The organism is Roseateles toxinivorans (genome assembly GCF_004362525.1).
GTDB classification, from domain to species: domain Bacteria; phylum Pseudomonadota; class Gammaproteobacteria; order Burkholderiales; family Burkholderiaceae_C; genus Paucibacter; species Paucibacter toxinivorans.
In genome coordinates, this window is sequence record NZ_SNXS01000002.1 from 834525 (window position 1) to 855616 (window position 21092).

Below are 21092 nucleotides of genomic sequence, written 5' to 3' on the forward strand. Positions count from 1 at the left end.
CATGGATACTCACGCCTTGCCTCGCGCAGCCCCAGCGCGCCGCAGCGCTTTCGCCGCCAGCAGCCTGCTGGCCGGTTACGGCCTGCTGGTGCTGATCATGGCCTCTGTCTTCAGCGCGCTGAACCGACAGATCTTCGTGCTGCTGGCCGAGCCGATGCGCCTGAGCCTCGATCTGTCTGACACCAAGCTGGGACTGCTGCAGGGCGCGGGCATCACCCTGTTTGCCGGCGTGGCGGCCGTGCCGCTGGGCTGGCTGGCCGACCGCTACGGCCGGCGCAGCCTGCTGGCCGCCTGCGTGCTGGTGTGGGCCGCTGCCACCGCGGCCTGCGGCCTGGCCCAGGACTTTCCGGCCCTGTTCCTCGCGGCGGCCTGTCTGGGCATCGGTGAAGCGGGCCTTGCGCCCATCGTCTATGGCCTGATTCCGGAGATCGTTTCCGCCCGCCGCCGCCTGCTGGCCAACGGCATTTTCGCATTGGCGGCGATCCTGGGCGCGGGTCTCGGCATCGCGTTGAGCGGGTGGCTGGTGGCGGCCCTCGATGGGCTGCGCCCGCTGCTGCCGCCGGCGTTGCAGGCCATGGAATCCTGGCGCCTGGCCTTTCTGGCCGTGGCGCTGCCGGGCCCGCTGGTGGCGCTGGCCGTGCTGCTGATTCGCCTGCATCCGCAGCGCAGTGATATCGATGCGCCACCGACGATGGTCAAGCCGGCCCTGCTGCCCTATGCCCGCGCGCACCGGCGCACGATGATCTGCGTGTTCGGCGGCTCGGGCCTGGCGGGCCTGGGCGTGGCGGCCAGCGGCAGCTGGGTGCCTGTCGTCGCGACGCGCATCTTCGGTGCGCCGCCGGCCGAGGTGGGCCAAGGCATAGGCGTGGCCTATCTGCTGGGCACGGCCTTGGGCGCCCTGATGGGTGCTGCCAGCGTGAAGCCGCTGGGCAGGCGCGTGGGGCTGGCGCTGCCGATACGCGTCGTTACCATCGGCGCGATGCTGTCCGCGCTGGCCTCGCTGCTGATGCTGTTCACGCATAGCGCTGCCGCTCTCTACCTGCTGTTCGGCCTGCAGATAGCGCCCCTGATCGCCGGCAGCGTGCTGGCGCCAACGATGTTGCAAGACATGGCCCCCGCCGCGCTTCGCTCGCGGGTGATCGCCATCGGCAGCGCGGTGGCTATAGGCATGAGTGCGCTGAGCCCGGTGCTGGTCGGCGTGCTGTCCGATCTGCTGCAGACCGATCCTCGCGGCCTGCTGGTCGCGACCGCCGGCGTCTGCGCCGCCTCCTTTGCGCTGGCCGCCGTGGCCATGCGCGCGGCCGAGAAGCCCTTCGCGAGCACCGTGCGGGAAGTCCACCCCGAATTGATAGCCACGGGAAAACTCTGATGTCCGAATCAACCTCCACAGCCGCGCTGGACGAGCTGTTCCAGCCCCTCAACCGCAGCGATGCTCCCGGCCTGGTGGTCGGCGTGGCCCGACACGGCAAGCTGCTGTATCGCCGCGGCTTCGGCCTGGCCAGCATCGAGCACGGCAGGGCCAACACACCGACCACGCGCATGCGCATCGGTTCCACCAGCAAGCATTTCACCTGCCTGGCCGCGTTGCTGCTGGCCGAGGATGGCAAGCTGAACATTGACGGCGGCGTGCGTACGTATCTGCCCGAGTTGCCCCTGCTGAAGGGTGAGCCGACGCTGCGCCAGTTCATGAACCACACCAGCGGTTACCGCTGCTATTTGGACGTCAACTCAATGGCCAGCAGCATGGCCGTTCCGCCCCGGGGCGCGGCCTTGGCCACGCTGGTGGGCCAGACCGAAGTGAACTTCGCGCCGGGCGAGAAGATGATGTACAACAACGGCGGCTATCACCTGCTCTCGCTGGTGATACAGAAGGTCAGCGGCCAGCCCTTCGAGCAATTCCTGAAGGAGCGCATCTTCACGCCGCTGGGCATGGTGGACACCGTCTCGATGCCTAGCGACATGGCGATACTCCCCGGTGTGGCGACCCTGCATGTGCCGCAGCCGCCCGAGCTCGGCGGCGGCTGGCGGCGTGGCCTCTTCCCCAGCGAGGAGGTGCGCGGCGAGGGGGCAATGGTCTCCACCGTGGATGACATGCTGGTCTGGCTGGCCCATCTGCGCTCGCCGCGCAAGATCGTGGGCAGCGTGGCCAGCTGGGAGCAGATGGTCACCTTGACGAGGCTTGACAACGGCGTCGTCAGCCCCTACGCGCTGGGCCTGATGCGCCACCCCTACCGCGGCGTCGAGGTGATTCACCACGCCGGCGGCGTGGTCGGCGGCACCTGCCAGATGCTGACCGTGCCCAGTCACGGGCTGGACATCATCATGATGATCAATGGCGCGCCGGCCGACCCGAGGGAGTTGGCCAACAAGATCGTCGACCGGGTGCTGGGCGACAGCGTGCTCGGCGCCGTGGTGAAAAAGCCCGCCGCAGCGCGCTTCAAAGCCATGCTGGGCAGCCGCTACCACGCGCCCGGCTCGGGCCTGGTGTTCGGCTTTGCCGAGGCGGCCGAGGGGCGGCTGGGCCTGAGCTTTCTGAACAGCCCACCGGTGCCGCTGCGCGAGGAGGGCGACACGCTGCGCCTCGGCTTCGAGGACGTGGCCCTTGGCCCGCTGGAGCTGAAGACCGCTCAACTCGCCACCGAGGGCGAGGCACCTGCGGCCCTGGACTTCAGCGAAGCCGGCCACGGCGAACGCTTCGAGCGCCTGCCTGCCACGCCCCCGGCATTGGCCGAGGTCGCTGCGCCCCTGCTGGGCCGCTACAAGGCCCGCGATCTCGATGCCGACGCCACGCTGTGCTTTGTCGGTGAGCAGCTGCAGCTGCAGATCCGTGGCCCCTACGGCCCGAATCCGATCGCGCTGGAGGCCTTCTCGGCCGAAGTCTTCGGCTGGAAGGATCTGGATCCGGCCCAGCAGAACGGCGGCATGGGCGCGCTCAGCGTGGAGCGCCGGGAAGGCCGAGTTATGGGGTTTCGTCTTAACACTTCACGCACGCGCCATATGTGGTTCGAGCGCCAAGCCGACTGAGGAATGCAAACCATGAAATTCTTTGTTGCCCAGCTGGAAACCGAAACCAATACCTTTGCCGCGGCGCCCACCGGCTGGGGCGGCTTCGAGGCGTGCGGCATCTATCGAGGTGATGCCAGCGTGCGTGCACCGGACACGACCGGCGCCTTCATGCAGGCCATCCGCAGCATCCTCGAAGCCGATGGCCATTGTGTGGTCGAGGGCCTGTGTGCCTCGGCCGAGCCGTTCGGGCGCACGGTGCGCGAGGTCTATGAGTCGCTGCGCGAGCAGATGCTGGCCGATCTGCGCATGGCGATGCCCGTCGACGCAGTGCAGCTGCTGCTGCATGGCGCGATGGTGGCCGATGGCTATGACGATTGCGAAGGCGACCTGATGGCGCGGGTGCGCGAGATCATCGGGCCGGACGTACCCTTCGGCGTCGAGCTCGATCTGCACTGCCACTTCACCGAGCGGATGCGCGCCTCGGCCGACGTCATCATCGCGTTCAAGGAGTACCCGCACACCGATGGCGTGGACCGCGCCCGCGAGCTCTACCGCATCCTGCTCGACATGCAGGCCGGCCGGTTGCGGCCGACCACCGCTGTGTTCGACTGCAAGATGGTCGGCATGTGGCACACGACGCGCGAGCCCATGGCCGGCTTCGTCAAGCGCCTGCAGTCGTTCGAGGGGCATGACGGCGTGCTGTCGGTCTCGCTGGGCCACGGCTTCCCGTGGGGCGATGTGCCGGAGTCCGGCGCCAAGCTGTGGGTGGTGACCGATAACGACACCGCCAAGGCGCAGCGCCTGGCCGAGCAACTGGGTCGTGAGTTCTGGGAGCTGCGCGCACTGACTGGCGGCAATGCCCTGGCGCTGGACGATGCACTGGACCAGGCTTTGCAAATCGACGGCGGCCCCGTCGTGCTGGCCGATGTGGCCGACAACCCCGGTGGCGGCGCGACCAGCGACTCGACCTTCATCTTGCGGCGCTTGATTGAACGCGGCATCGGCAATGCGGTGATCGGCGCCTTCTGGGATCTGGGCGCGATTCAGATCTGCAAGGACGCCGGCGTGGGCGCCGTCATCGATCTGCGCGTCGGTGGCAAATGCGGGCCTGCCTCGGGCGCGCCGGTCGACTTGCGCGTGACCGTGCGTGCCGTCGTCGAGGCGCATTCGCAAAGTGCGGTGGCGATGGGCGTGCGGGCGCCCATGGGCACGGCGGTGTGGGTGGAAAGCGCGGCCGTGCCGGGCGGCCTGCACCTGCTGCTGGCCTCGGTGCGCGGCCAGGTGTTCGGCACCGATGCCTTTACCGGCCTGGGCCTGAGCCTGGCGGACAAAGGCCTGGTGGTGGTCAAGTCCAGCCAGCACTTCCATGCCGAGTTCGCACCGATCGCCAAGGCGGTGCTCTATGCCGCCACGCCCGGCGCCATCAACCCCGATTTCGCGCGCATCCCCTATGTGTTGCGCGACCTGGACTACTGGCCGCGGGTCGAAACCATTACCCATCAGAAAGCCATCTCATGACCTTGGAACTCCAGATCGCCACCGAATGCCTGCCGCTGAGCGAGCCGTTGGAGATTGCGTGCGGCGTGTTGGCCAGCATCGACGTCATTGTTGTGACCTTGCGTGACGCGCGGGGCCACAGCGGTCGCGGCGAGGCCGCCGGCGTGGACTATGCCGGCGAGTCGCTGGTCTCGATGACCGCGCAGCTTGCAGCGATCGCGCCCAAGCTGCATGCCGAAACCAGCGCGGCCGAGCTGATGCAGTGGCTGCCGGCCGGCGGTGCGCGCAATGCGCTGGACTGCGCGCTGTGGGACCTGCGCGCCAAGCAAAGCGGGCAGCGGGCCTGGACGTTGGCCGGGTTTCGCACCGTGCTGCCGGTGACCACGGCCTACACCATAGGCCTGGGCAAGGAGGCTGATGTGCGGCGCAAGGCCCGCGCCGCACGCCATATGCCGCTGATCAAGATCAAGGCCGATGCGATCCGCCATCTGGACATGGTTCGCTTTGTCAAGGAAGAGCATCCGGGCGCGCGCCTGGTGATCGATGCCAACCAGGCCTGGGATCGCGACCTGCTTGAGCAACTGCTGCCCGAGCTGTACGCGCTGGGTGTGGAACTGATCGAACAGCCGGTGCGGATGGGCGAGGACGCCCAGCTTGATGGCCTGCGCTCGCCGATTCCGCTGGCGGCCGACGAGAGCTGCACCGACCGCAGCTCCCTGCCCGACCTGCTGGGGCGCTACCAGTACATCAATATCAAGCTCGATAAATGCGGCGGCCTCAGCGAAGGCCTGGCCCTGGTCAAGGCGGCCCAGGAGCTGGGTTTCGGGCTGATGGTGGGCTGTATGGGCGGCAGCTCGCTGGCCATGGCGCCGGCCTTTCTGGTGGCACAGGACTGCAGCTATGTCGATCTGGACGGTCCGCTGCTGCTGGCCGCGGACCGGCCAGAAGCAATGGCTTATGCGTCAGCCCAGCTGAGCCCACCCGAGGTGGCGCTGTGGGGTTGATGTCCCCTCGGTGAATACCCGCAATACCCGCGGATTATTCACCGGCCTTCGTCTTAGTTGGACAGAGGGCAATCACGCCATACTGACGAGGACGCAGATGAAGACACCCGCTCCCAAGACCCGCCTGACCCAGCTTGCACGCCTGACCGCGGGCGCCCTGTGCGCACTCGCCTTCAGCGCCAGTCTCCAGGCGCAGGTGCGCAGCTTCGATATCGCCGCCGGCGACATGAAGGCCGCGCTCGATGCCTATGCCGCCCAATCCGGCACCCAGCTGATCTACAAGCTCGAGGATGTGCGCGGCCGCACGAGCAAGGGCTTGAGCCGCAGCGCTTCGCCGGAAGAGGCGCTGCAATTGCTGCTGGAGGGCAGCTCGCTGTCGGTGCGCCGCGATGTGTCCGGCGCGGTGGTGATCTTTGTTGACACGCCGCCCAAGCCGGAGAAGCCGGAAAGACGCGCCGAGGACGATCTCAGTAATCTGGGGACGGTGGTCGTCTCGGCGAGCCGGCGCCGCGAGCCGCTGCGCGAGGTGCCGATGCAGGTCAACATCCTGTCCACCGACAAGCTCAACCGTGCCGGCGCCAAGACCTTGCAGGACTATCTGGGCAACGAGGCGGGGGTGGACGTCAAGAGCCTGGGAGGCGCCGGCGTGGGTTCGCTGAGCATCCGCGGCGTGAGCACCGGTTTTTCGCCCAGCTCGACTGTCGGCGTCTACATCGACGAAGTGTCCTTCGGCTCCAGCACGGTGGCGGGCAATGGCGCACAGATGGCGCTGGACATGGCCTTGCTCGACTTGCACCACATCGAGCTGCTGCGCGGTCCGCAGGGCACGCTGTATGGGGCGAGCGCGATGGGCGGGCTGCTGAAGTACGTGACCAATGAGCCGGATACCTACGAGTTTTCAGGCAAGGCCTCGTTGGCGGGATCGGTCACGCGGGGCGGTGGCAGCAGCCACACGCTCAGCGCGGTGGTCAATGCGCCGCTGAAGGAAGACGTGGCCGGCCTGCGTGTCTCGGCCTTCAGCGACCATGCCGGCGGCAGCACCGACGCCGTCGGCATCATCAGCCGCAACAACAACGACCGCGGCACAACCCGTGGGGCGCGGGCTTCGTTGCTGCTCACACCGATGAGCAAGCTGAAACTGCGCCTGACCGGCACGACGCAGACCATACGGCGCGATGGCATCGATTATGTCGACTACTCCCCTGCCACCGCCCAGCCGATCGAAGGCCCCCGGGCGCGCCGCCTGTTTGCCGCCGAACCCTATGATGTGAAGACCGATCTGCTCAGCGCCGACGTCGAGTACGACTTCGGCTGGGCGCGCCTGAACTCGATCACCGCGCGGCAGCGGGTGCGTTCCGACACGGTGGTGGACTTGACCTCCGGCTACATCCCGCTGCTGGTCGGCACCGGCCTGGACCTGGCCAGCACGCCGGGCTTGTTTACGGTTGGCCTGGACAAGCGTTCGCAGGAGCTGCGCCTGACCTCCAAGTCGGACAAGCGCCTCGAGTGGCTGGCGGGTTTTTATTACAACCATGAGGAGTCCACCAACACGCAGCGCGTCGCTACCTTCCTTCCCGACGGCACGCCCGGCCCGGACCTGGCGACCTTCGAGCTGCCGGCCGAGTACCGCGAGCTGGCCTTCTACGGCGACCTGACGTGGAAGACGGCCAACGGCCTGTCGGTGACCGGTGGGCTGCGCCTGGCGCGCAACAAGCAGCACTTTGTGCAGGTCAGCGATGGCATGCTGGCCGGCGGCTCGCAGTCGATTGATTCGCGCTCCAACGACAGCAGCAAGACCTGGCTGCTGACCGGACGCTACGCACTGAGCCCGGGCAGCGACGTCTATCTGCGTGCTGCCACCGGCTACCGCCCGGGCGGCCCGAATGCGGTGCTTTACGACCGGCAGACCGGCGAGCCTCTGGGCCCGCCTTCGTTCGGGCCCGACACGCTGCGCAGCCTGGAGGCCGGCTACAAGGCCGATCTGCTGGACAAGACGCTGTCGCTGGAGGCTGCGGTGTTCGACATCCGCTGGAAGGACCTGCAGCAGCTCTACTCGGTCAACGGTGTCGCGGTGATCGTCAACGCCGGCGCGGCTCAGGTGCGGGGGGCAGAGTTGTCGGCCAGCTACCGGCCCAATCAGCGCTGGACCTTCAGCGGCAATGCCGCACTGCTCGATGCCAAGCTCACCGAGGACGCGGCCGGCCTGGGGGGCAAGGCCGGCGCCCGGCTGCCGGGCAGCGCGAAGTTCTCGGCCAGCTTCAATGTCAACTACGCCTTCGATCTGGCCGGCCATGCCAGCTACGTGGGCCTTAGCCAGCGCTACGTCGGCCAGCGCAATTCCGGATTTGCGGACAGTAGCTCGAGCCCGCTGTTCTCACTGCCGGCCTATGGCCTTACCGATCTGCAGGCCGGCATCGACTTCAAGCGCGTCAGCGTGGCGCTGTTCGTGCGCAATCTGTTCGACAAGCGCGCCTTGCTGGCCCATGAGGGCACGGTGCAGGCAATAGGCGGGCCGGCCTGGGTGTCGCCGTCCAAGCCGCGCACCTTGGGTGCCACCGTGACGTTGCCGTTCTAGGCCGTAAGCCCATTCATCCCGAGGTTCTCAGAAGCCCTTCCGGAACGAGACAACTGCGACCCAGAAGAAGGCCGACATGGCGACGCTTGACGCGTTGTTCGAGACAGTCAACCGCAGCGATGCGCCCGGCCTGGTGGTCGGCGTATCGCAGCTGGGCAAGACCGTCTACCGCCGCGGCTTCGGCCTGGCCAGCGTCGAGCTGGGTGTGGCCAACACGCCGTGGACGCGCATGCGCATGCGCATGCGCATAGCCTCCACCAGCAAGCACTTCGCCTGCCTGGCCGCGCTGCTGCTGGGCGAGGCCGGCACACCGCTGGTCGGCCGCTACCGCGCCGCCGACCTGGATGCCGATGCGCAGATCGCCTTCGTCGGCGACAAGCTGCAGCTTCAGGTCTTCGGTGCGTTCGCCACCAACTTGATGGAGCTGGCGGCCTTCTCGGGTGAGGTCTTCGGCTGGACCATCTTGGACGCCGGCAATCTGCCGCTGCGCGGCGTGCTCAGCGTCGAGCGTGCGAATGGCGTGGTCAAGGGCTTCCGCATCAACACGCCGCGCATCCGTCATATGCTGTTCGAGCGTGTCACCGCCTGAGCCTCAACCGCCCCAAAGAATCAGAACCAAATGATCTTCGTCAGCCAGCTGTCCACCGAAACCAATACCTTTGCCTATGCACCCACCGGCCGCGGCGGCTTCGAGGGGTACAGCATCTATTTCGGCGATGCCAGTACCCGGGTGTTCGACTGCAAGATGGTCGGCGGTGGCACACCACGCGCGAGCCGATGATCAGCTTCGTCAAGCGGATGCAGGCCGTCGAGGGGCGTGACGGCCTGCTGTTGGTGTCGCTGGGCCATGGCTTCCCCTGGGGCGATGTGCCCGAGTCCGGTGCCAAGCTCTGGTGGTGACCGACAACGACCCAGCCCAGGCGCAGGCGGTAGTGCGCCGGGCGACAGCACCTTCATCCTGAATCGCCCGCTCGAACGCGGTGTCGGCCAAGCGGCTGATCGTCGTCAAGTCGACACAGCACTTCCACGCCGAGTTCGCACCGATCGCCACGGCGGTGATCTATGTGGCCACGCTCGGCGCAATCACTCCGGACTTTGCCAGTATCCGGTACAAAGCGCGAGGCCTGAATTACTGGCCGCGGGTGGGGAATCCGCACGCCGATTGAGTCGTCGCGCGCGGGGTGCTCGGTTACAGTAGTCCGAGATGCGGCGCGGCCGCGATTGTGACTACTCACCGGGCTCATGGAACAGGTCTCAGACAGCCGTCCTCAGTACCTCGACGCCCTGCTGCAGCAGCATCTGCGCACCTTTCTGGGCGAGTTGGAGCCCGGCGCGATGGCGCTGCTGCTGGAGCATCTGCAATGGGTGGAGCTGGCCGGCGGCGAGACCCTGATGCGCCAGGGCGAGCCCGGCGATGCGATGTACATCACCGTCAGCGGCCGGCTGCGCACCTATATCGCCGATGAAGACGGCCGCCAGCGCATGGTGCGCGAGGTGACGCGGGGCCAGGTCGTCGGCGAGATGAGCCTGTACACCGACGAGCCCCGGTCGGCCACCCTGGTGGCGATACGCGACTCCGTGCTGGTGCGGCTGTCCAAGGCCGAGTTCAAGCGCCTGCTCGCGATCAGCGCCCAGGTCTCGATCGCGCTCACAAGGCAGATCATCCGCCGTCTGCAGACCGAGAGTGGGCCGACGACCAACGACCGGCCGGTCACGATCGGGTTGCTACCGATCACCGAGGGCGTCGAACTCGCCGCCTTGGCCGAAGCGCTGGCCACCCAGCTGCGGAAGCAGGGCCGCGTGGCCGTGCTCGACCGTGCGCGGCTTGATGCCCAGCTGGGCGAGCCCGGCATCACCGAACGGCCGCGCACCGATGCCGACGCCAACCGACGCATTGCGATGCAGCTCGATGCCATCGAGGCCGCGCACGACTTTGTGCTGCTGCTCGGTGACACCACGCCCACGCCCTGGACCTCGCGCTGCAGCCGCCATTGCGACGAGCTGCTGCTGCTGGCCAATGCCGATCAGTCGGTGCGCCTGCATGCGATCGAGAAGGAGTGCCTGGTGCGTCACGCACCGTATGGCCAGGCGAGCGAGGCCTCGCAGATGCTGGTGCTGCTGCACCCGGCCCAGCTGCATATGCCCGCCGGCACCAAGGCCTGGTTGAAGCACCGCCCGCTGGCCGAGCCTGTCCATATCCGGCCGGCGCTGGAGCGCGACCTGGCCCGGCTGGCGCGGCTGATCAGCCGCACCGCCGTCGGCCTGGTATTTGCCGGCGGCGGCGCGCGTGGGCTCGCGCACATGGGCGTGTATCGCGCGCTCCAGGAGCGCGGCATCGAGATCGATGTCGTCGGCGGCACCAGCATAGGCTCGGTGATGGCCACCCTGGTGGCACTGGACCAGCCGATCGCGACCCTCACCGCCACCGTGCGCAAGGCGTTTGCCCGCAGCCCGACCGGCGACTTCAATCTGATCCCGATGCTGTCCTTGATCAAGGGCCGGCGCCTGCGCCGCATCGTCAGCCAGGCGTTGGCGGAGCTTGGCGGCGCCGGCACCCAGATCGAAGACCTGTGGAAGGGCTATTACTGCGTGGCCACCAACTATTCGCAGGCCAGCGAGCAGGTGCTCAAGCGCGGCCCGCTGCTCGACGCGATGCTGGCCAGCATCGCCATCCCCGGCGCGCTGCCGCCGCTGATCCATGAGGGCGATCTGCTCTGCGACGGCGGCACCTTCAACAACTTCCCGGTCGACGTGATGCGCGGCCTGCGCGGCGTCGGCAAGGTCATCGGCGTGGACCTGAGCTTCAAGCGCCTGCGCCGCATGGACCATGCCGACATGCCCGGCACCTGGGCCCTGCTGCGCGACCGCCTGCGCCCGCGCGCCAAGCGCCGCTACCGCCTGCCCTCGCTGGCCACCTATCTGATGAACGTCACGATTCTGTACAGCACCTCACGCCAGCGCCAGGCGCGCAAGCTGACCGATATCTATATGAACCCGCCACTGGACCGCGTCGGCATGCTGCAGTGGAAACGCTTCGACGAGATCGAGCAGCAGGGCTATGAGCATGCCTGCCTGGTGCTGGATGGCAGCCTGCAGGTGGCGCAGGAGTCGGTGTTGCAGCCCTGGGTCTAGCAGGGTGTTGCAAAGCTACTGCGGCGGCCATCTGCGTCGTTGCGCGGTGCTCGGAGTCCTCACGTACAGGAAGTACGTTCCGGCTCCTGTGCGCCGCACGCCTAGCATCTGGCCGTCCTCGCTACGCTTTTCAACACCCTGCGAGCTGCCTCAAAGCTTTTCAGTTTCGCCCGACTTCGGCTGCCACTTCATCAGGCGTTTCTCCAGCTTGCCGACGCCGGCGTCCAGCGCCAGGGCGAACACCGTCAACACCAGGATGCCGGCCATCACCGTGTTGATGTCGAAGGACCCTTCAGCCTGCAGTATCAGATAGCCGACGCCGCGCGACGAGCCCAGGTACTCGCCGACCACCGCGCCGACGAAGGCCAGGCCGACGCTGGTGTGCAGCGAGCTGAACACCCAGCTGGTGGCGCTGGGCAGATAGACATGGCGCAGCAGCTGCTTCTGCGAGGCGCCGAGCATCCGCGCATTGGCCAGCACCACCGGGCTCACTTCCTTGACGCCCTGATAGACATTGAAGAAGACGATGAAGAACACCAGGGTCACGCCCAGCGCCACCTTGCTGGCGATGCCGAGGCCGAACCAGACAGCGAAGATCGGCGCCAGTATCACGCGTGGCATGCTGTTGAGCGCCTTGATATAGGGGTCGCAGATCGCGGCGGCCATCGGGCTCAGTGCCAGCCACAGGCCGCAACCCAGGCCCAGGCCGGTGCCGATGCCGAAGGCCAGCACCGTCTCCAGCAGCGTGACCCAGAGGTGCTGGTAGATGTCGGCATTGGTGACGAACCAGGCCCAGACGCGGCCGAAGATCTTCAGCGGCTCGCCGAAGAAGAAAGCGGCCTGCTGGTCGTTCTCGAACACGATGGGCGGGATCAGTCCCGGCTTGGTGGCCACATGCCAGAACACGAAGATCGCCACCAGCAGGCCGACCTGCCAGGCCAGCAGATTGCTCTGGCGGGGCTTCAGATATTTCCACATATGCGTGCGTCCTAAGCGGCCAGCTGCTGCTGGTAGCCCTTCAAGACCTCGTCGCGCAGCACCGCCCAGATCGCCTGGTGCAGCTCGACGAAGCGCGGCATGACGCGCACCTCGGCCACGTCGCGCGGGCGCGGCAGGTCGATGGCGAACTCGCCGATCGGCCGCGCGCCGGGGCCGGCACTGAGGCAGACGACGCGGTCGCTCATGGCAATCGCTTCATCCAGATCGTGGGTGATGAACAGCACGGCCTTCTTCTTGGCACTCCACAGCGCCAGCACCTCGTTCTCCATCAGCTGGCGGGTCTGGATGTCGAGTGCCGAGAACGGTTCGTCCATCAGGATGATGTCGGGGTCCAGCACCAGTGTCTGGGCCAGGCTGACGCGCTTGCGCATGCCGCCCGACAGCTGGTGCGGGTAGCGGTTGCCGAAGCCCCCGAGGCCCACGCGCTTGAGCCACTCTTCGGCCTGCTCGCGGGCATCGGCCACGCCACGGAACTCCAGCCCGGCCATCACGTTCTGCAGCGCCGTGCGCCAGGGCATCAGGCTCTCGCTCTGGAACATATAGCCGGCGCGGGCATTGATGCCCACCAAGGGCTCGCCGAACACCTTGACGCTGCCGGTGCTGGGCTGCAGCAGGCCGGCGGCGACGTTGAGCAGCGTGCTCTTGCCGCAGCCGGTCGGGCCGACCACGGAGACGAACTCGCCGGCGCCGACCGTCAGCGCCACCTCGCGCACGGCGGTGTAGCGCTGGCTGGGGTCGTCCTTGGAGACGAAGGTGCAGGCGACGTTGTCGAGCTGCAGCGCGGGAGCGGTCATTGCTTCAGCCCTTTGGATACTTGGCGTTCGCACGCTTGACAAAGTCATTGGTGTAGATCGCCGCCAGGTCTATCTTGGCCTCGGCGATCTCCTTGTCGATGCTGGCCAGGGCGCGGCGCGCGGTCTCCGGGCCGGCCTCGGGGAACATGCCGTCCACCGACAACGCGCCCTTGGCGGCCAGGAAGGCATCGATATAGACGGCGCGGTCGCCGAGCAGAAAGCTCTCGGGCACCGCCTTGATGATGTCGCCCGCGCCGGCCTGCTGAATCCACTTGTCGGCGCGCACGATGGCGTTGGCGATCGCCTGGGCGGTGCCCGGGTTCTTGTCCAGAAAGCTCTGCGGCGCGTACATGCAGCCGGCCGGCATGGGCCCGCCGAAGATCTTGTCGGCATCGGCAACGACCCGGGTGTCGGAGACGATCTTCAGGTCGCCCGAGCGCAACAGCAGCGTGATCACCGGGTCGAGGTTGCTGATCGCGTCGATCTGGCCGGAGCGCATCGCCGCCACCGCACCGCTGCCGGCACCGACGCCGACGATGGACACATCGCTCGGCTTCAGTCCGGCCTTGGCCAGCACGAAGTTGGCCAGCACATTGGTCGAGGAGCCCGGCGCGGTGACGCCCAGCTTCTTGCCCTTCAGATCGGCGACCGTCTTGAAGTTGGGCATGGTCTTGGGGTTGACGCCCAGCACGATCTGCGGCGCCCGGCCCTGCAGCGCAAAGGCGCGCAGGCGCTGGCCCTTGACCTGCATATTGATGGTGTGCTCGAAGGCACCCGACACCACGTCGGCGCTGCCGCCGATCACCGCCTGCAGCGCGCGCGAGCCGCCGGCAAAGTCGGCGATCGTCACGTCCAGGCCCTCGGCCTTGAAGTAGCCCAGCGTCTCGGCAATCGTCAGCGGCAGGTAGTACAGCAGGTTCTTGCCGCCCACCGCGATCGTCACCTTGGGCTTTTCAACCGTCTGGGCAGTGGCAAAGCCGGGCAGCGCGATCAGGGCGCTGCCGGCCACGACAAAATTGCGGCGTTGCATGGTGGCGGTCTCCGTTGGAATGATGGGCAGACTCTAACCCGGCCGGCGGCCTGGCAACAGCCGGGCGAACGCTGCATCGCACAGTGCTAGTCTGCAGACCAACCCAAGGAGGCTTCCATGCGCATAGGCGCCCTCAGCCAGGCCACCGGCGTGGACATCGAGACGATACGTTTCTATGAGAAGCAGGGCCTGCTGCCAGGCCCGGCGCGCAGCGACAACGGCTACCGCGATTACAACCACGCCCATCTGGAGCGGCTGGCCTTCATCCGCCATTGCCGGGCGCTGGACATGTCGCTGGCCGACATCGCCCAGCTGCTGGCCTGCGTCGATCAGCCCGGCGCCAATCCGGACGGGGTTGACCGGCTGATCGAGCAGCAGCTGCAGCGCGTGCAGGCCCGGCTGAAAAGCATGCAGGCGCTGGAGCAGCAGTTGGTGGCGCTGCGTGCCCAGTGCGATGCCAACCATGCCCAGCATGCCTGCGGCATTCTGCACGAGCTGGTGTCGGCGGCCCATGGCGAGGCCTGCGCCTGCCACGAGCCACCCGCCGCCGCATCCGCTTAGCGCGCGGCCTTCGTCACCGCAATCAGCTCCTGGGTTGTCGTCACCGCGCCGGTGGGTGCCGGCAGCGTCGTCACCGTCACGCTCTTGGGCAGCATGAACGGCACGGCATTGGTGGTCCACAGGCTGACATTGGTCGGCACGACGAAGCTGGACTGCAGCAGCGGCAGCGTCATGGCCAGCAGCGGGCTCGAGGCCGCCGGGCCCTGCACCTGGAAGTCCTTCAGCTGGAACTCGACGCGGAACTTGCACGAGTTGGCAAAGCTGCCGGCGGCGGTGGTGACGGTCTCGTTAGGGTCGCGGTTGATGGCGAACTCGTACTTGATCACGATGGCGGTGGCACCACCCAGCGCGGCAAAGCCATCGGTGACGCTCTTGCCGGTGATGGTGGCTGTGACGGCGATCTTGCCGCTGCCGCCGTTGACGATGCCGGCATTGGTCAGGCGCTGCTGCCAGTCGGCGGGTTCGTAGGTGGTGACGGTGTCATTGGCGCCGCCAGCCACCGCATCCTGACCCAGCGCCGCGCCGGTGACCGGATCCAGATAGAAAGTGGACAGGCCGACCGAGGCGGCGGTGACGCCGGTCACGGTGACCGTGCCGACGGTGGCCGCCGCGCCCTTGTAGGTGCCCGAGCTGAAGTCGTACTTGACGGTGTAGGGCGCCGAGCCGCTGATCGAGCTCGTCTGCCGGTAAGTCACCGAGTCACCGGCCTTGGCGACCAGCGGGGCACATTCGTTGCCCGAGGGTGCGGGTGACGGAGCAGGTGTCGGGGCTGGCGCAGGGGCGGGTGTTGGCGCGGGAGCTGGAGCTGGAGCAGGGGTCGGCGCGGGTGCCGGTGTCGGCGCAGGCGCAGGCGCGGGGGCTGGAGCAGGTGTTGGAGCCGGGGCAGGTGTGGGTGCCGGCGCAGGTGCGGGCGTTGGCGCTGGGGCCGGTGCGGGAGAAGGTGCCGGTGCCGGTGCCGGAGTAGGTGCTGGAGTAGGTGCTGGAGTAGGTGCAGGCGCAGGTGCAGGTGCTGGAGTAGGTGCCGGGGCAGGTGCCGGTACGGGGTCCGGATCACCGCCGCCGCAGGCCACCAGGGCCACGCTGGCCATCAGGGCGGCCAGATGTTGCAGATTGCGCTTGGCAGGGACGAAGGGCTTGTTGCTGGACATGAAACTCTCCTGAGGTTGGCTGGACGCGTGAGGCCGTCTTGCACGACCCGTATCTGCTTACGCCAGACCGCAGGCGCAGAAGGCTCATCGACAGCGCAGGCCTCAGCGCGGCCCGCTCAGCCCCCAGGCCACCAGCGCGGCGAAGAGCATGGCGTAGGCCAAGGTCGAGGCCCAGACGATGGCACCGGCTTTGCGCGGCTTCGGGCCGACCGCTGCCAGGCCGATCAGCGGCAGCACCTGCCCGGCATGGATGCCGACAAAGTGCGCCGGGCGCAGGTCGCCGCCGCCCAGCGCCCAGCCAAGCAGTGGCACGGTCGCGCCGCCGTCTGGCGGCTGGCGATCGCCGAGCAGCATGCCGACGCCGGCACCGAACACAAAGGTCAGCGCCAGGCCCAGCAGCACGGCCAGGCGGTAGGCGGCCGGCCGGTGGCTGTCGGAGTGGCGATAGAGCTGCCAGGCCAGTAGCGGCTGGGTGGCCGTCAGCACCATCGCCCCAATCCCCATCAAGGTGTACATCGCGCCATGCCAGGCGTCGGCCACGTTGTAGTGCGAGGCCTGGCCTAGCGCAGCCTGCAGTGTGATGTAGGCCAGCTCGAAGCTGCCCGTGCCTATCAGCAGCCAGACGATCCAGTCCACGGCCCGACCTCGTCGCCGCGCCGCCGGCAGATGGCCGACGAACCAGGCCGTGGTCAGCGCCAGCACGGCGATGGACAGGGTGAACTTGATCGGCTTGATCCAGACATTGGCGCCGCGCAGCAGGCGCTCGTCCAGGCCCCAGGCCAGGCCAAAAGGCAACAGCAGCGCAAGCAGCAGGCCGCCATAGAGGGCCAGGCGGCGTTCTCGGGCCAGCAACTCGGTCAGCCAGGGGCTGGGTAGCAGCGAGACGGTGGTGCGCAAGGGCTGGGCGGGGTTCAGCGTAGGCATGGGTCGTGGCTCCGGCGGGTTATCTAAACACTGTTCAGATAAAACGATAAAGTATGATCTGAACGCTGTCAAGTTCAACCTCGACGAGAGGCTTCCCCCCATGCCCAAACCCAGCTCAAGCCCTGCCGCGGCGACGCATCGCGACGGCTATCACCACGGCGCCTTGCGCGAGTCGCTGATCGAGGCTGCCGAGGCGGTGCTGGCCGAGCGTGGGGTCGAGGGCTTCTCGCTGCGCGAGGTGGCGCGCCGCTCGGGGGTATCGCCGGCGGCCCCGGCCCATCACTTCGGCGATGCCGCCGGCCTGCTGGAGGCCGTGGCCACCCAGGCCTTCGATGGCCTGACCGCAGCGCTGCAGGCCGGCAATGCGCGTGGCGGTGACGACCCCCTTGCACGGCTGGTCGAGCAGGGTCTGGGCTATGTCGGCTTCGCGCTGGCGCACCCGGGGCGCTTCGGCCTGATGTTCCGCTGCGGCGCGCAGCGGGGCGAGGCGCTGCAGCTGAGCGGGCGGGCCGCCTTCCTGACTTTGGAACAGGGCATACGCGAGCTTTGCGGCGTGCCCGCGCCCGAGCCGCTGGCGCCGGCGCAGATGCAGGCGCTGCTGTCGGTCTGGTCGGTGGTGCACGGCTTTGCCCACCTCGCCCTGGCCGGGCAGTTCGACGGCCAGCTGCCACCGGGCGGCCGCGACGGCCTGCTGCGCGAGACCCTGGCGCCGATGCTGCGGGCGCAGCTTGCGGGCCTGCAATTGATCTCGCTTGCGCGGCGCTGATCGGGCAATATCGCGGAACTCTCAGAAAGAGGCCGTGCCATGGCAGACACCTCCAGCAAGACGATGGACAAGAAGAACGTGGTCTGGCCGCCCGGCGGCCACGCCAAGCTGGCGATGTGGGCAGGCATCAAGGGTCAGCTGGACAAGATCCTGCTGCCCTTTGTCGATGGCGATCTCGGCAGCATCAAGACACGCGATGCCGATGAGCTGATCAAGGAAGCGATCGCCAAGAAGGATGCCGTCAAGGACACCTACTTCAAGATCGGCCTGATCGGCAGCGACCTGGTGCTGCGCGTCAAGGCCAAGGAAAAAGGCATTGCCCAGATCCTTGGCTATGACCAGCAGGACGCGCTGCTGCTGAAGAAGTGCGAGCTGAAGAAGGCCGGGGCGGCCGAGCCGGCGAAGGTGACCGAGACGATCAAGTTCCCGACGTATATCGCGCTGTCCAGCGATGACTGCAAGCCGCTGCTCAACGAGTACCTTGACGTCGGCGATGGCTTCAAGATCACCCTGGAGATCAAGGTCGAGGGCGTGGCCGAGAACTCCGGCCTGAAGGGCCGCGTCACCGAAGAGCACAAGCGCCTGTGCGAGCGCTATCAGAAAGAGGCCAAGGCAATTGCCGACGAGGCCGCCACCACCCTGTCCAAGCTGACGGTGCGCAGCGGCCGCACCTTGCAGGAGGTCGCCGACGACGCCAACACCAAGCTGAAGAAGCTGTTCGATCAGGCGACCGTGGCCAAGGCCTTCGAGGTCGCCGTGCTGGCGATGGCGCAGAAGGACTCCAACCTCAAGCAGCATGTGAAGGAGTGGAAGATCAAGGCCGCCTGCACGGCCGTGATCACCACCATCAAGCTGGCCACCGCCTTTGCCCGCCTGGCCGCCAGCCATGGCGCCGACGTCACCGCCTACGGCAGCATCGTCACCTGCGGCTTTTCCATTTACACCCTGATCAAGGACTTCGCCAAGACCGAGGAGGCGGCGGCCGCCGAGCTGGACAAGTCCATCGATCTGTACAAGCGCAGCGCCAATGACCTGCTGGCCGAGGTCGAGGCCGCCTTCAAGGACAACAAGCTGAAGTCAGGCACGGTGCTGGGCACCCTGGGCACGCTGGGCGACGCCGCTTCCCTGGCGCAGGACAGGATCACCGCCAAGATCAAGAAGCTCACCGGCAAGGACGTGGCCCAGGAGCCCGAGTCGGTGCGGCTGCGTTACCTGGTCGAGCTGGGCAAGCTGCTGAACGCGCTGGACAAGCATTTCGAGACCATGAACAAGGCGATGGAGACCTTCCGCGCCTCGTCGATCAACGAGGCCGTCAAGGCCTGGCCCAAGCTGCAGGAGCTGAAGACGGCCTGCAAGGAGGCGATCGACTACTTTCGCACTCGCGAGACCTATGCCGAGAACGCCAAGGCCGAGATCCAGGCGCTGAATATCGCCGTCGACGACTCGACCACCCTGGACAAGCTCAAGAGCTTTGTGGCCGGCGTGCGCGGTCTGGACTCGAGCAAGGTGATGGCCGGTGCCGGTGGCGTGCTGACGGTGGCCAACACCACGCGCACGGCCTACTCGGCGGTGTCCGGGCTGGTGACGGCGGTTAAGGCCTTTGTCTGAGCCAGCCGGCGAAGCTCATCGCGTGACGATGGCAAAGGTGCCCGGCGCCTTGTCGATCAGGCTGAAGAAGCGCAGCAGATCGATCTTGCTGCCGGCGGTCTTCAGATCGTCGGACAGCAGCGTGTCCTTCACCCCGGCGGTGCCGGCCATCATCTTGATGAAGATGGGCTTGGTCAGCGTCAGCGTCGCGTTGGCCTGCGCAGCCGGCTCGCCACGCTTGTGATGCAGCACCGCGTTCTCTATCCACAGCACATAGTTCTCCTTGCTGTCGCTGAGCACCAGGTTGATCGTCAGATTGATGCCCTCGGCCTTGGGGCCGTTGAGGCCGGCCGCCATCGCCTCGAGAAAGCGCTCGGTCGGCGTCTGGGCCAGCATCTCGATGAAGCTGGCGCGGTTGACGCCCTTGTCCGGCGCGCCCCTGCGCAGCTCCATCGCGGCGGTCAGGTAGCTGTTGCGCCAGGTCGAGGCCTCGCTCTGGTAGCCCAGCTGCTCGTAGGTGCGGGCCAGCAGCTCCTTGGCGCCCTGGTGCTCGGGCGCGCCGAACACGGCCTGGTTCAGCAGCTCGGCGGCCCAGCGGAACTCGCCCTTGTCGAAGGCCTCCTGCGCGGCGGCCACCGCCTTGTCGGCGCCGCCGATCAGGGCCAGATAGCGCTTGGCCGACTCCTGTGGCGGCAGCGGATTCAGGTTGGCCGGGTTGCCGTCATAGGCGCCCAGATAGTGCTGATAGACCGCCTTGACGTTGTGGCGCAGGTCGCCGTAGTAGCCGCGGGCGCCGAAGTGGCTCTGCAGCGACGGGGGCAGCTTGAGCTCGTCGGCAATCTCGCGCGGGGTCCGGCCGGCGTTGATCAGCCTCACCGTCTGGTCGTGCGTGTACTTGTAGACATCGCGGTGCTTGGTGATGAAGTCGGTGATGCGCTCGCGGCCCCAGATCGGCCAGTTGTGCTGGCCGAAATAGACCTCGGCGGCCGAGGCCTCGACCTGCTCCAGCGCCTGCTGCATGTACTTTGACCAGCGCAGCGCATCGCGCACCTTGGCGCCGCGCACCGGCAGCAGGTTGTGCATGGTCTGGGCCAGGTTCTCGGCCCCGCCATAGGCCTTCAGGTCCGGCAGGTGAAAGCTCAGCTCGGCCGGGGCTTCGGCGCCGGGCACGTTGTGGAAGACGAAGCGCACTCCGTCCAGGGTCAGCTCTTGCCTGTCCTGCGTGATCAGCTGGTTGGGCGGCAGGATGCCGAAGCAGCCATAGGCCACGTTCTTGCCCAGGCCGGTGTCGACCAGGCCCTTGGCCGAGCGCTCCAGGTCCTTGCCGAACTGGTAGCTGGAGCGTCGGCCCATCGCCGTGCCGACCATCACGTTCTCGCTGGTCGCCTCTTCCATGAAGCCGGCCGGGGCGACGACCGGGATCTTGCGCGCCGCGACCTCCTCGGCCGTGGCCACGCCCAGCACGCCACCGAAATGGTCGATATGGCTGTGCGTAAACACGATCGCCGAGACCGGCTTGTTGCCCAGGTGCTGGCGGGCGAAGGCCAGGGCGGCGGCGGCGCTTTCGCGTGCGGTCAGCGTGTCGACGACGATCCAGCCGGTCTTGCCCTCGATCAGGGTCATATTGCCGATGTCGAAGCCGCGCAGCTGGTAGATGCCGTCCACCACCTTGAACAGGCCGATCTGCGCATTCAGCACGGCATGACGCCACAGACTGGGGTTGACGGTGTCCGGCGCCTTGCCATCGATGAACTTGAAGGCGTCGAAGTCGATCAGTACTGCGCCATCCGGCCCCAGCACCTGGCCGCCGGGCCGCGCGATGAAGCCGCGCCGGGCGTCCTCGAAGTCCTGCTGATCGGCCAGCGGCAGGTCCTTGGCCATCTGCGCGTTGGCGGCCAGCGTGCTCGGTGCGGCGTCACCGCCGCCGCCCACGCCGGGAGTCTTGCCGCAGGCGACAAGGCCGCAGAGAAGGAGGCTCGGCAGGGTCAGCCGCAGGCGGGCGCCGGGATGATGCATGGGGTGTCTCCGCGATGTTGTGTTTGTCGGAGACGGAGACTGCCACACACGCC

Annotated in this window: 20 protein-coding genes; 14 read left to right on the forward strand and 6 right to left on the reverse strand. The window is 67.3% G+C overall.

Annotation, left to right across the window (positions count from 1 at the left end; translation table 11 throughout):
- Position 1 precedes the first annotated feature (1 nt).
- The 10 genes from DES47_RS09570 (at position 2) to DES47_RS09605 (ending at position 11214) form a co-directional block, all read left to right on the forward strand.
- Positions 2–1369 (forward strand): MFS transporter, encoded by a 1368-nt coding sequence (locus DES47_RS09570; protein ID WP_166651936.1) that lies wholly within the window; start codon positions 2–4, stop codon positions 1367–1369.
- Entirely contained in the window at positions 1369–3024 is a 1656-nt protein-coding gene (locus DES47_RS09575) for a serine hydrolase domain-containing protein (RefSeq protein ID WP_133700437.1), read from the forward strand. The genes DES47_RS09570 and DES47_RS09575 overlap by 1 nt, the downstream gene beginning before the upstream one ends.
- Positions 3025–3036: 12 nt before the next feature.
- Positions 3037–4524 (forward strand): M81 family metallopeptidase, encoded by a 1488-nt coding sequence (locus DES47_RS09580; protein ID WP_133700438.1) that lies wholly within the window; start codon positions 3037–3039, stop codon positions 4522–4524.
- On the forward strand, positions 4521–5507 hold the full coding sequence (gene dgcA / locus DES47_RS09585) for an N-acetyl-D-Glu racemase DgcA (RefSeq protein ID WP_133700439.1): 987 nt from the start codon (positions 4521–4523) through the stop codon (positions 5505–5507). Before DES47_RS09580 ends, dgcA begins: the two co-directional genes overlap by 4 nt.
- Positions 5508–5604: 97 nt before the next feature.
- Entirely contained in the window at positions 5605–8082 is a 2478-nt protein-coding gene (locus tag DES47_RS09590; RefSeq protein WP_243748236.1) for a TonB-dependent receptor, read from the forward strand.
- 76 nt (positions 8083–8158) lie between these two features.
- Positions 8159–8671, forward strand: a complete 513-nt coding sequence (locus DES47_RS09595; RefSeq protein WP_133700440.1) for a serine hydrolase — start codon at positions 8159–8161, stop codon at positions 8669–8671.
- A 30-nt stretch (positions 8672–8701) separates the two neighbouring features.
- A complete protein-coding gene (locus DES47_RS28695; RefSeq protein WP_166651937.1) occupies positions 8702–8863 on the forward strand; it encodes a M81 family metallopeptidase in 162 nt (53 codons plus the stop codon).
- Positions 8860–8982 carry a M81 family metallopeptidase gene (locus DES47_RS29220; RefSeq protein WP_243748237.1) on the forward strand — a complete coding sequence of 41 codons (123 nt, stop codon included), beginning with the start codon at positions 8860–8862 and terminating at the stop codon, positions 8980–8982. Before DES47_RS28695 ends, DES47_RS29220 begins: the two co-directional genes overlap by 4 nt.
- An 80-nt stretch (positions 8983–9062) precedes the next feature.
- The gene (locus tag DES47_RS29225; protein WP_243748238.1) at positions 9063–9248 is read left to right on the forward strand and encodes an MlrC C-terminal domain-containing protein; all 186 of its coding nucleotides are present in this window, start codon (positions 9063–9065) and stop codon (positions 9246–9248) included.
- Positions 9249–9324: 76 nt separating this feature from the next.
- The gene (locus tag DES47_RS09605; protein WP_133700441.1) at positions 9325–11214 is read left to right on the forward strand and encodes a cyclic nucleotide-binding and patatin-like phospholipase domain-containing protein; all 1890 of its coding nucleotides are present in this window, start codon (positions 9325–9327) and stop codon (positions 11212–11214) included.
- Between the two features lie 150 nt (positions 11215–11364).
- On the opposite strand, the gene DES47_RS09610 is transcribed toward DES47_RS09605, so the two are convergent.
- Genes DES47_RS09610 through DES47_RS09620 form a run of 3 tightly spaced genes read right to left on the reverse strand, consistent with a single transcriptional unit; the run spans position 11365 to position 14037 of the window.
- On the reverse strand, positions 11365–12192 hold the full coding sequence (locus DES47_RS09610) for an ABC transporter permease (RefSeq protein WP_133700442.1): 828 nt from the start codon (positions 12190–12192) through the stop codon (positions 11365–11367).
- 11 nt (positions 12193–12203) lie between these two features.
- Positions 12204–13007, reverse strand: coding sequence for an ABC transporter ATP-binding protein (locus tag DES47_RS09615; RefSeq protein WP_133700443.1), 804 nt, complete (start codon positions 13005–13007; stop codon positions 12204–12206).
- Between the two features lie 4 nt (positions 13008–13011).
- Entirely contained in the window at positions 13012–14037 is a 1026-nt protein-coding gene (locus tag DES47_RS09620; protein WP_133700444.1) for an ABC transporter substrate-binding protein, read from the reverse strand.
- Positions 14038–14154: 117 nt separating this feature from the next.
- On the opposite strand from DES47_RS09620, the gene cadR reads away from it, so the two are divergent.
- Positions 14155–14598, forward strand: coding sequence for a Cd(II)/Pb(II)-responsive transcriptional regulator (cadR, locus tag DES47_RS09625; protein ID WP_133700445.1), 444 nt, complete (start codon positions 14155–14157; stop codon positions 14596–14598).
- Here the strand turns inward: cadR and DES47_RS09630 are convergent.
- Complete coding sequence (locus DES47_RS09630; RefSeq protein WP_133700446.1) at positions 14595–15293, reverse strand: hypothetical protein; 699 nt, start codon at positions 15291–15293, stop codon at positions 14595–14597. The genes cadR and DES47_RS09630 overlap by 4 nt on opposite strands.
- 53 nt (positions 15294–15346) lie before the next feature.
- Here DES47_RS09630 and DES47_RS09635 point away from each other — a divergent pair, with 53 nt between their 5' ends.
- Positions 15347–15562 (forward strand): hypothetical protein, encoded by a 216-nt coding sequence (locus tag DES47_RS09635; protein WP_166651869.1) that lies wholly within the window; start codon positions 15347–15349, stop codon positions 15560–15562.
- A gap of 286 nt (positions 15563–15848) precedes the next feature.
- Here DES47_RS09635 and DES47_RS09640 read toward each other — a convergent pair whose 3' ends face one another.
- Complete coding sequence (locus tag DES47_RS09640) at positions 15849–16670, reverse strand: hypothetical protein (protein WP_133700447.1); 822 nt, start codon at positions 16668–16670, stop codon at positions 15849–15851.
- Between the two features lie 100 nt (positions 16671–16770).
- Here DES47_RS09640 and DES47_RS09645 point away from each other — a divergent pair, with 100 nt between their 5' ends.
- Both DES47_RS09645 and DES47_RS09650 read left to right on the forward strand, forming a co-directional pair.
- On the forward strand, positions 16771–17436 hold the full coding sequence (locus DES47_RS09645; protein ID WP_133700448.1) for a TetR/AcrR family transcriptional regulator: 666 nt from the start codon (positions 16771–16773) through the stop codon (positions 17434–17436).
- A gap of 39 nt (positions 17437–17475) precedes the next feature.
- Positions 17476–19044: a hypothetical protein gene (locus DES47_RS09650; protein WP_133700449.1), complete on the forward strand. Its 1569-nt coding sequence runs from the start codon at positions 17476–17478 to the stop codon at positions 19042–19044.
- Positions 19045–19059: 15 nt separating this feature from the next.
- Here the strand turns inward: DES47_RS09650 and DES47_RS09655 are convergent, their stop codons facing one another.
- Positions 19060–21039 (reverse strand): alkyl/aryl-sulfatase, encoded by a 1980-nt coding sequence (locus tag DES47_RS09655; RefSeq protein ID WP_133700450.1) that lies wholly within the window; start codon positions 21037–21039, stop codon positions 19060–19062.
- Positions 21040–21092 lie beyond the last annotated feature (53 nt).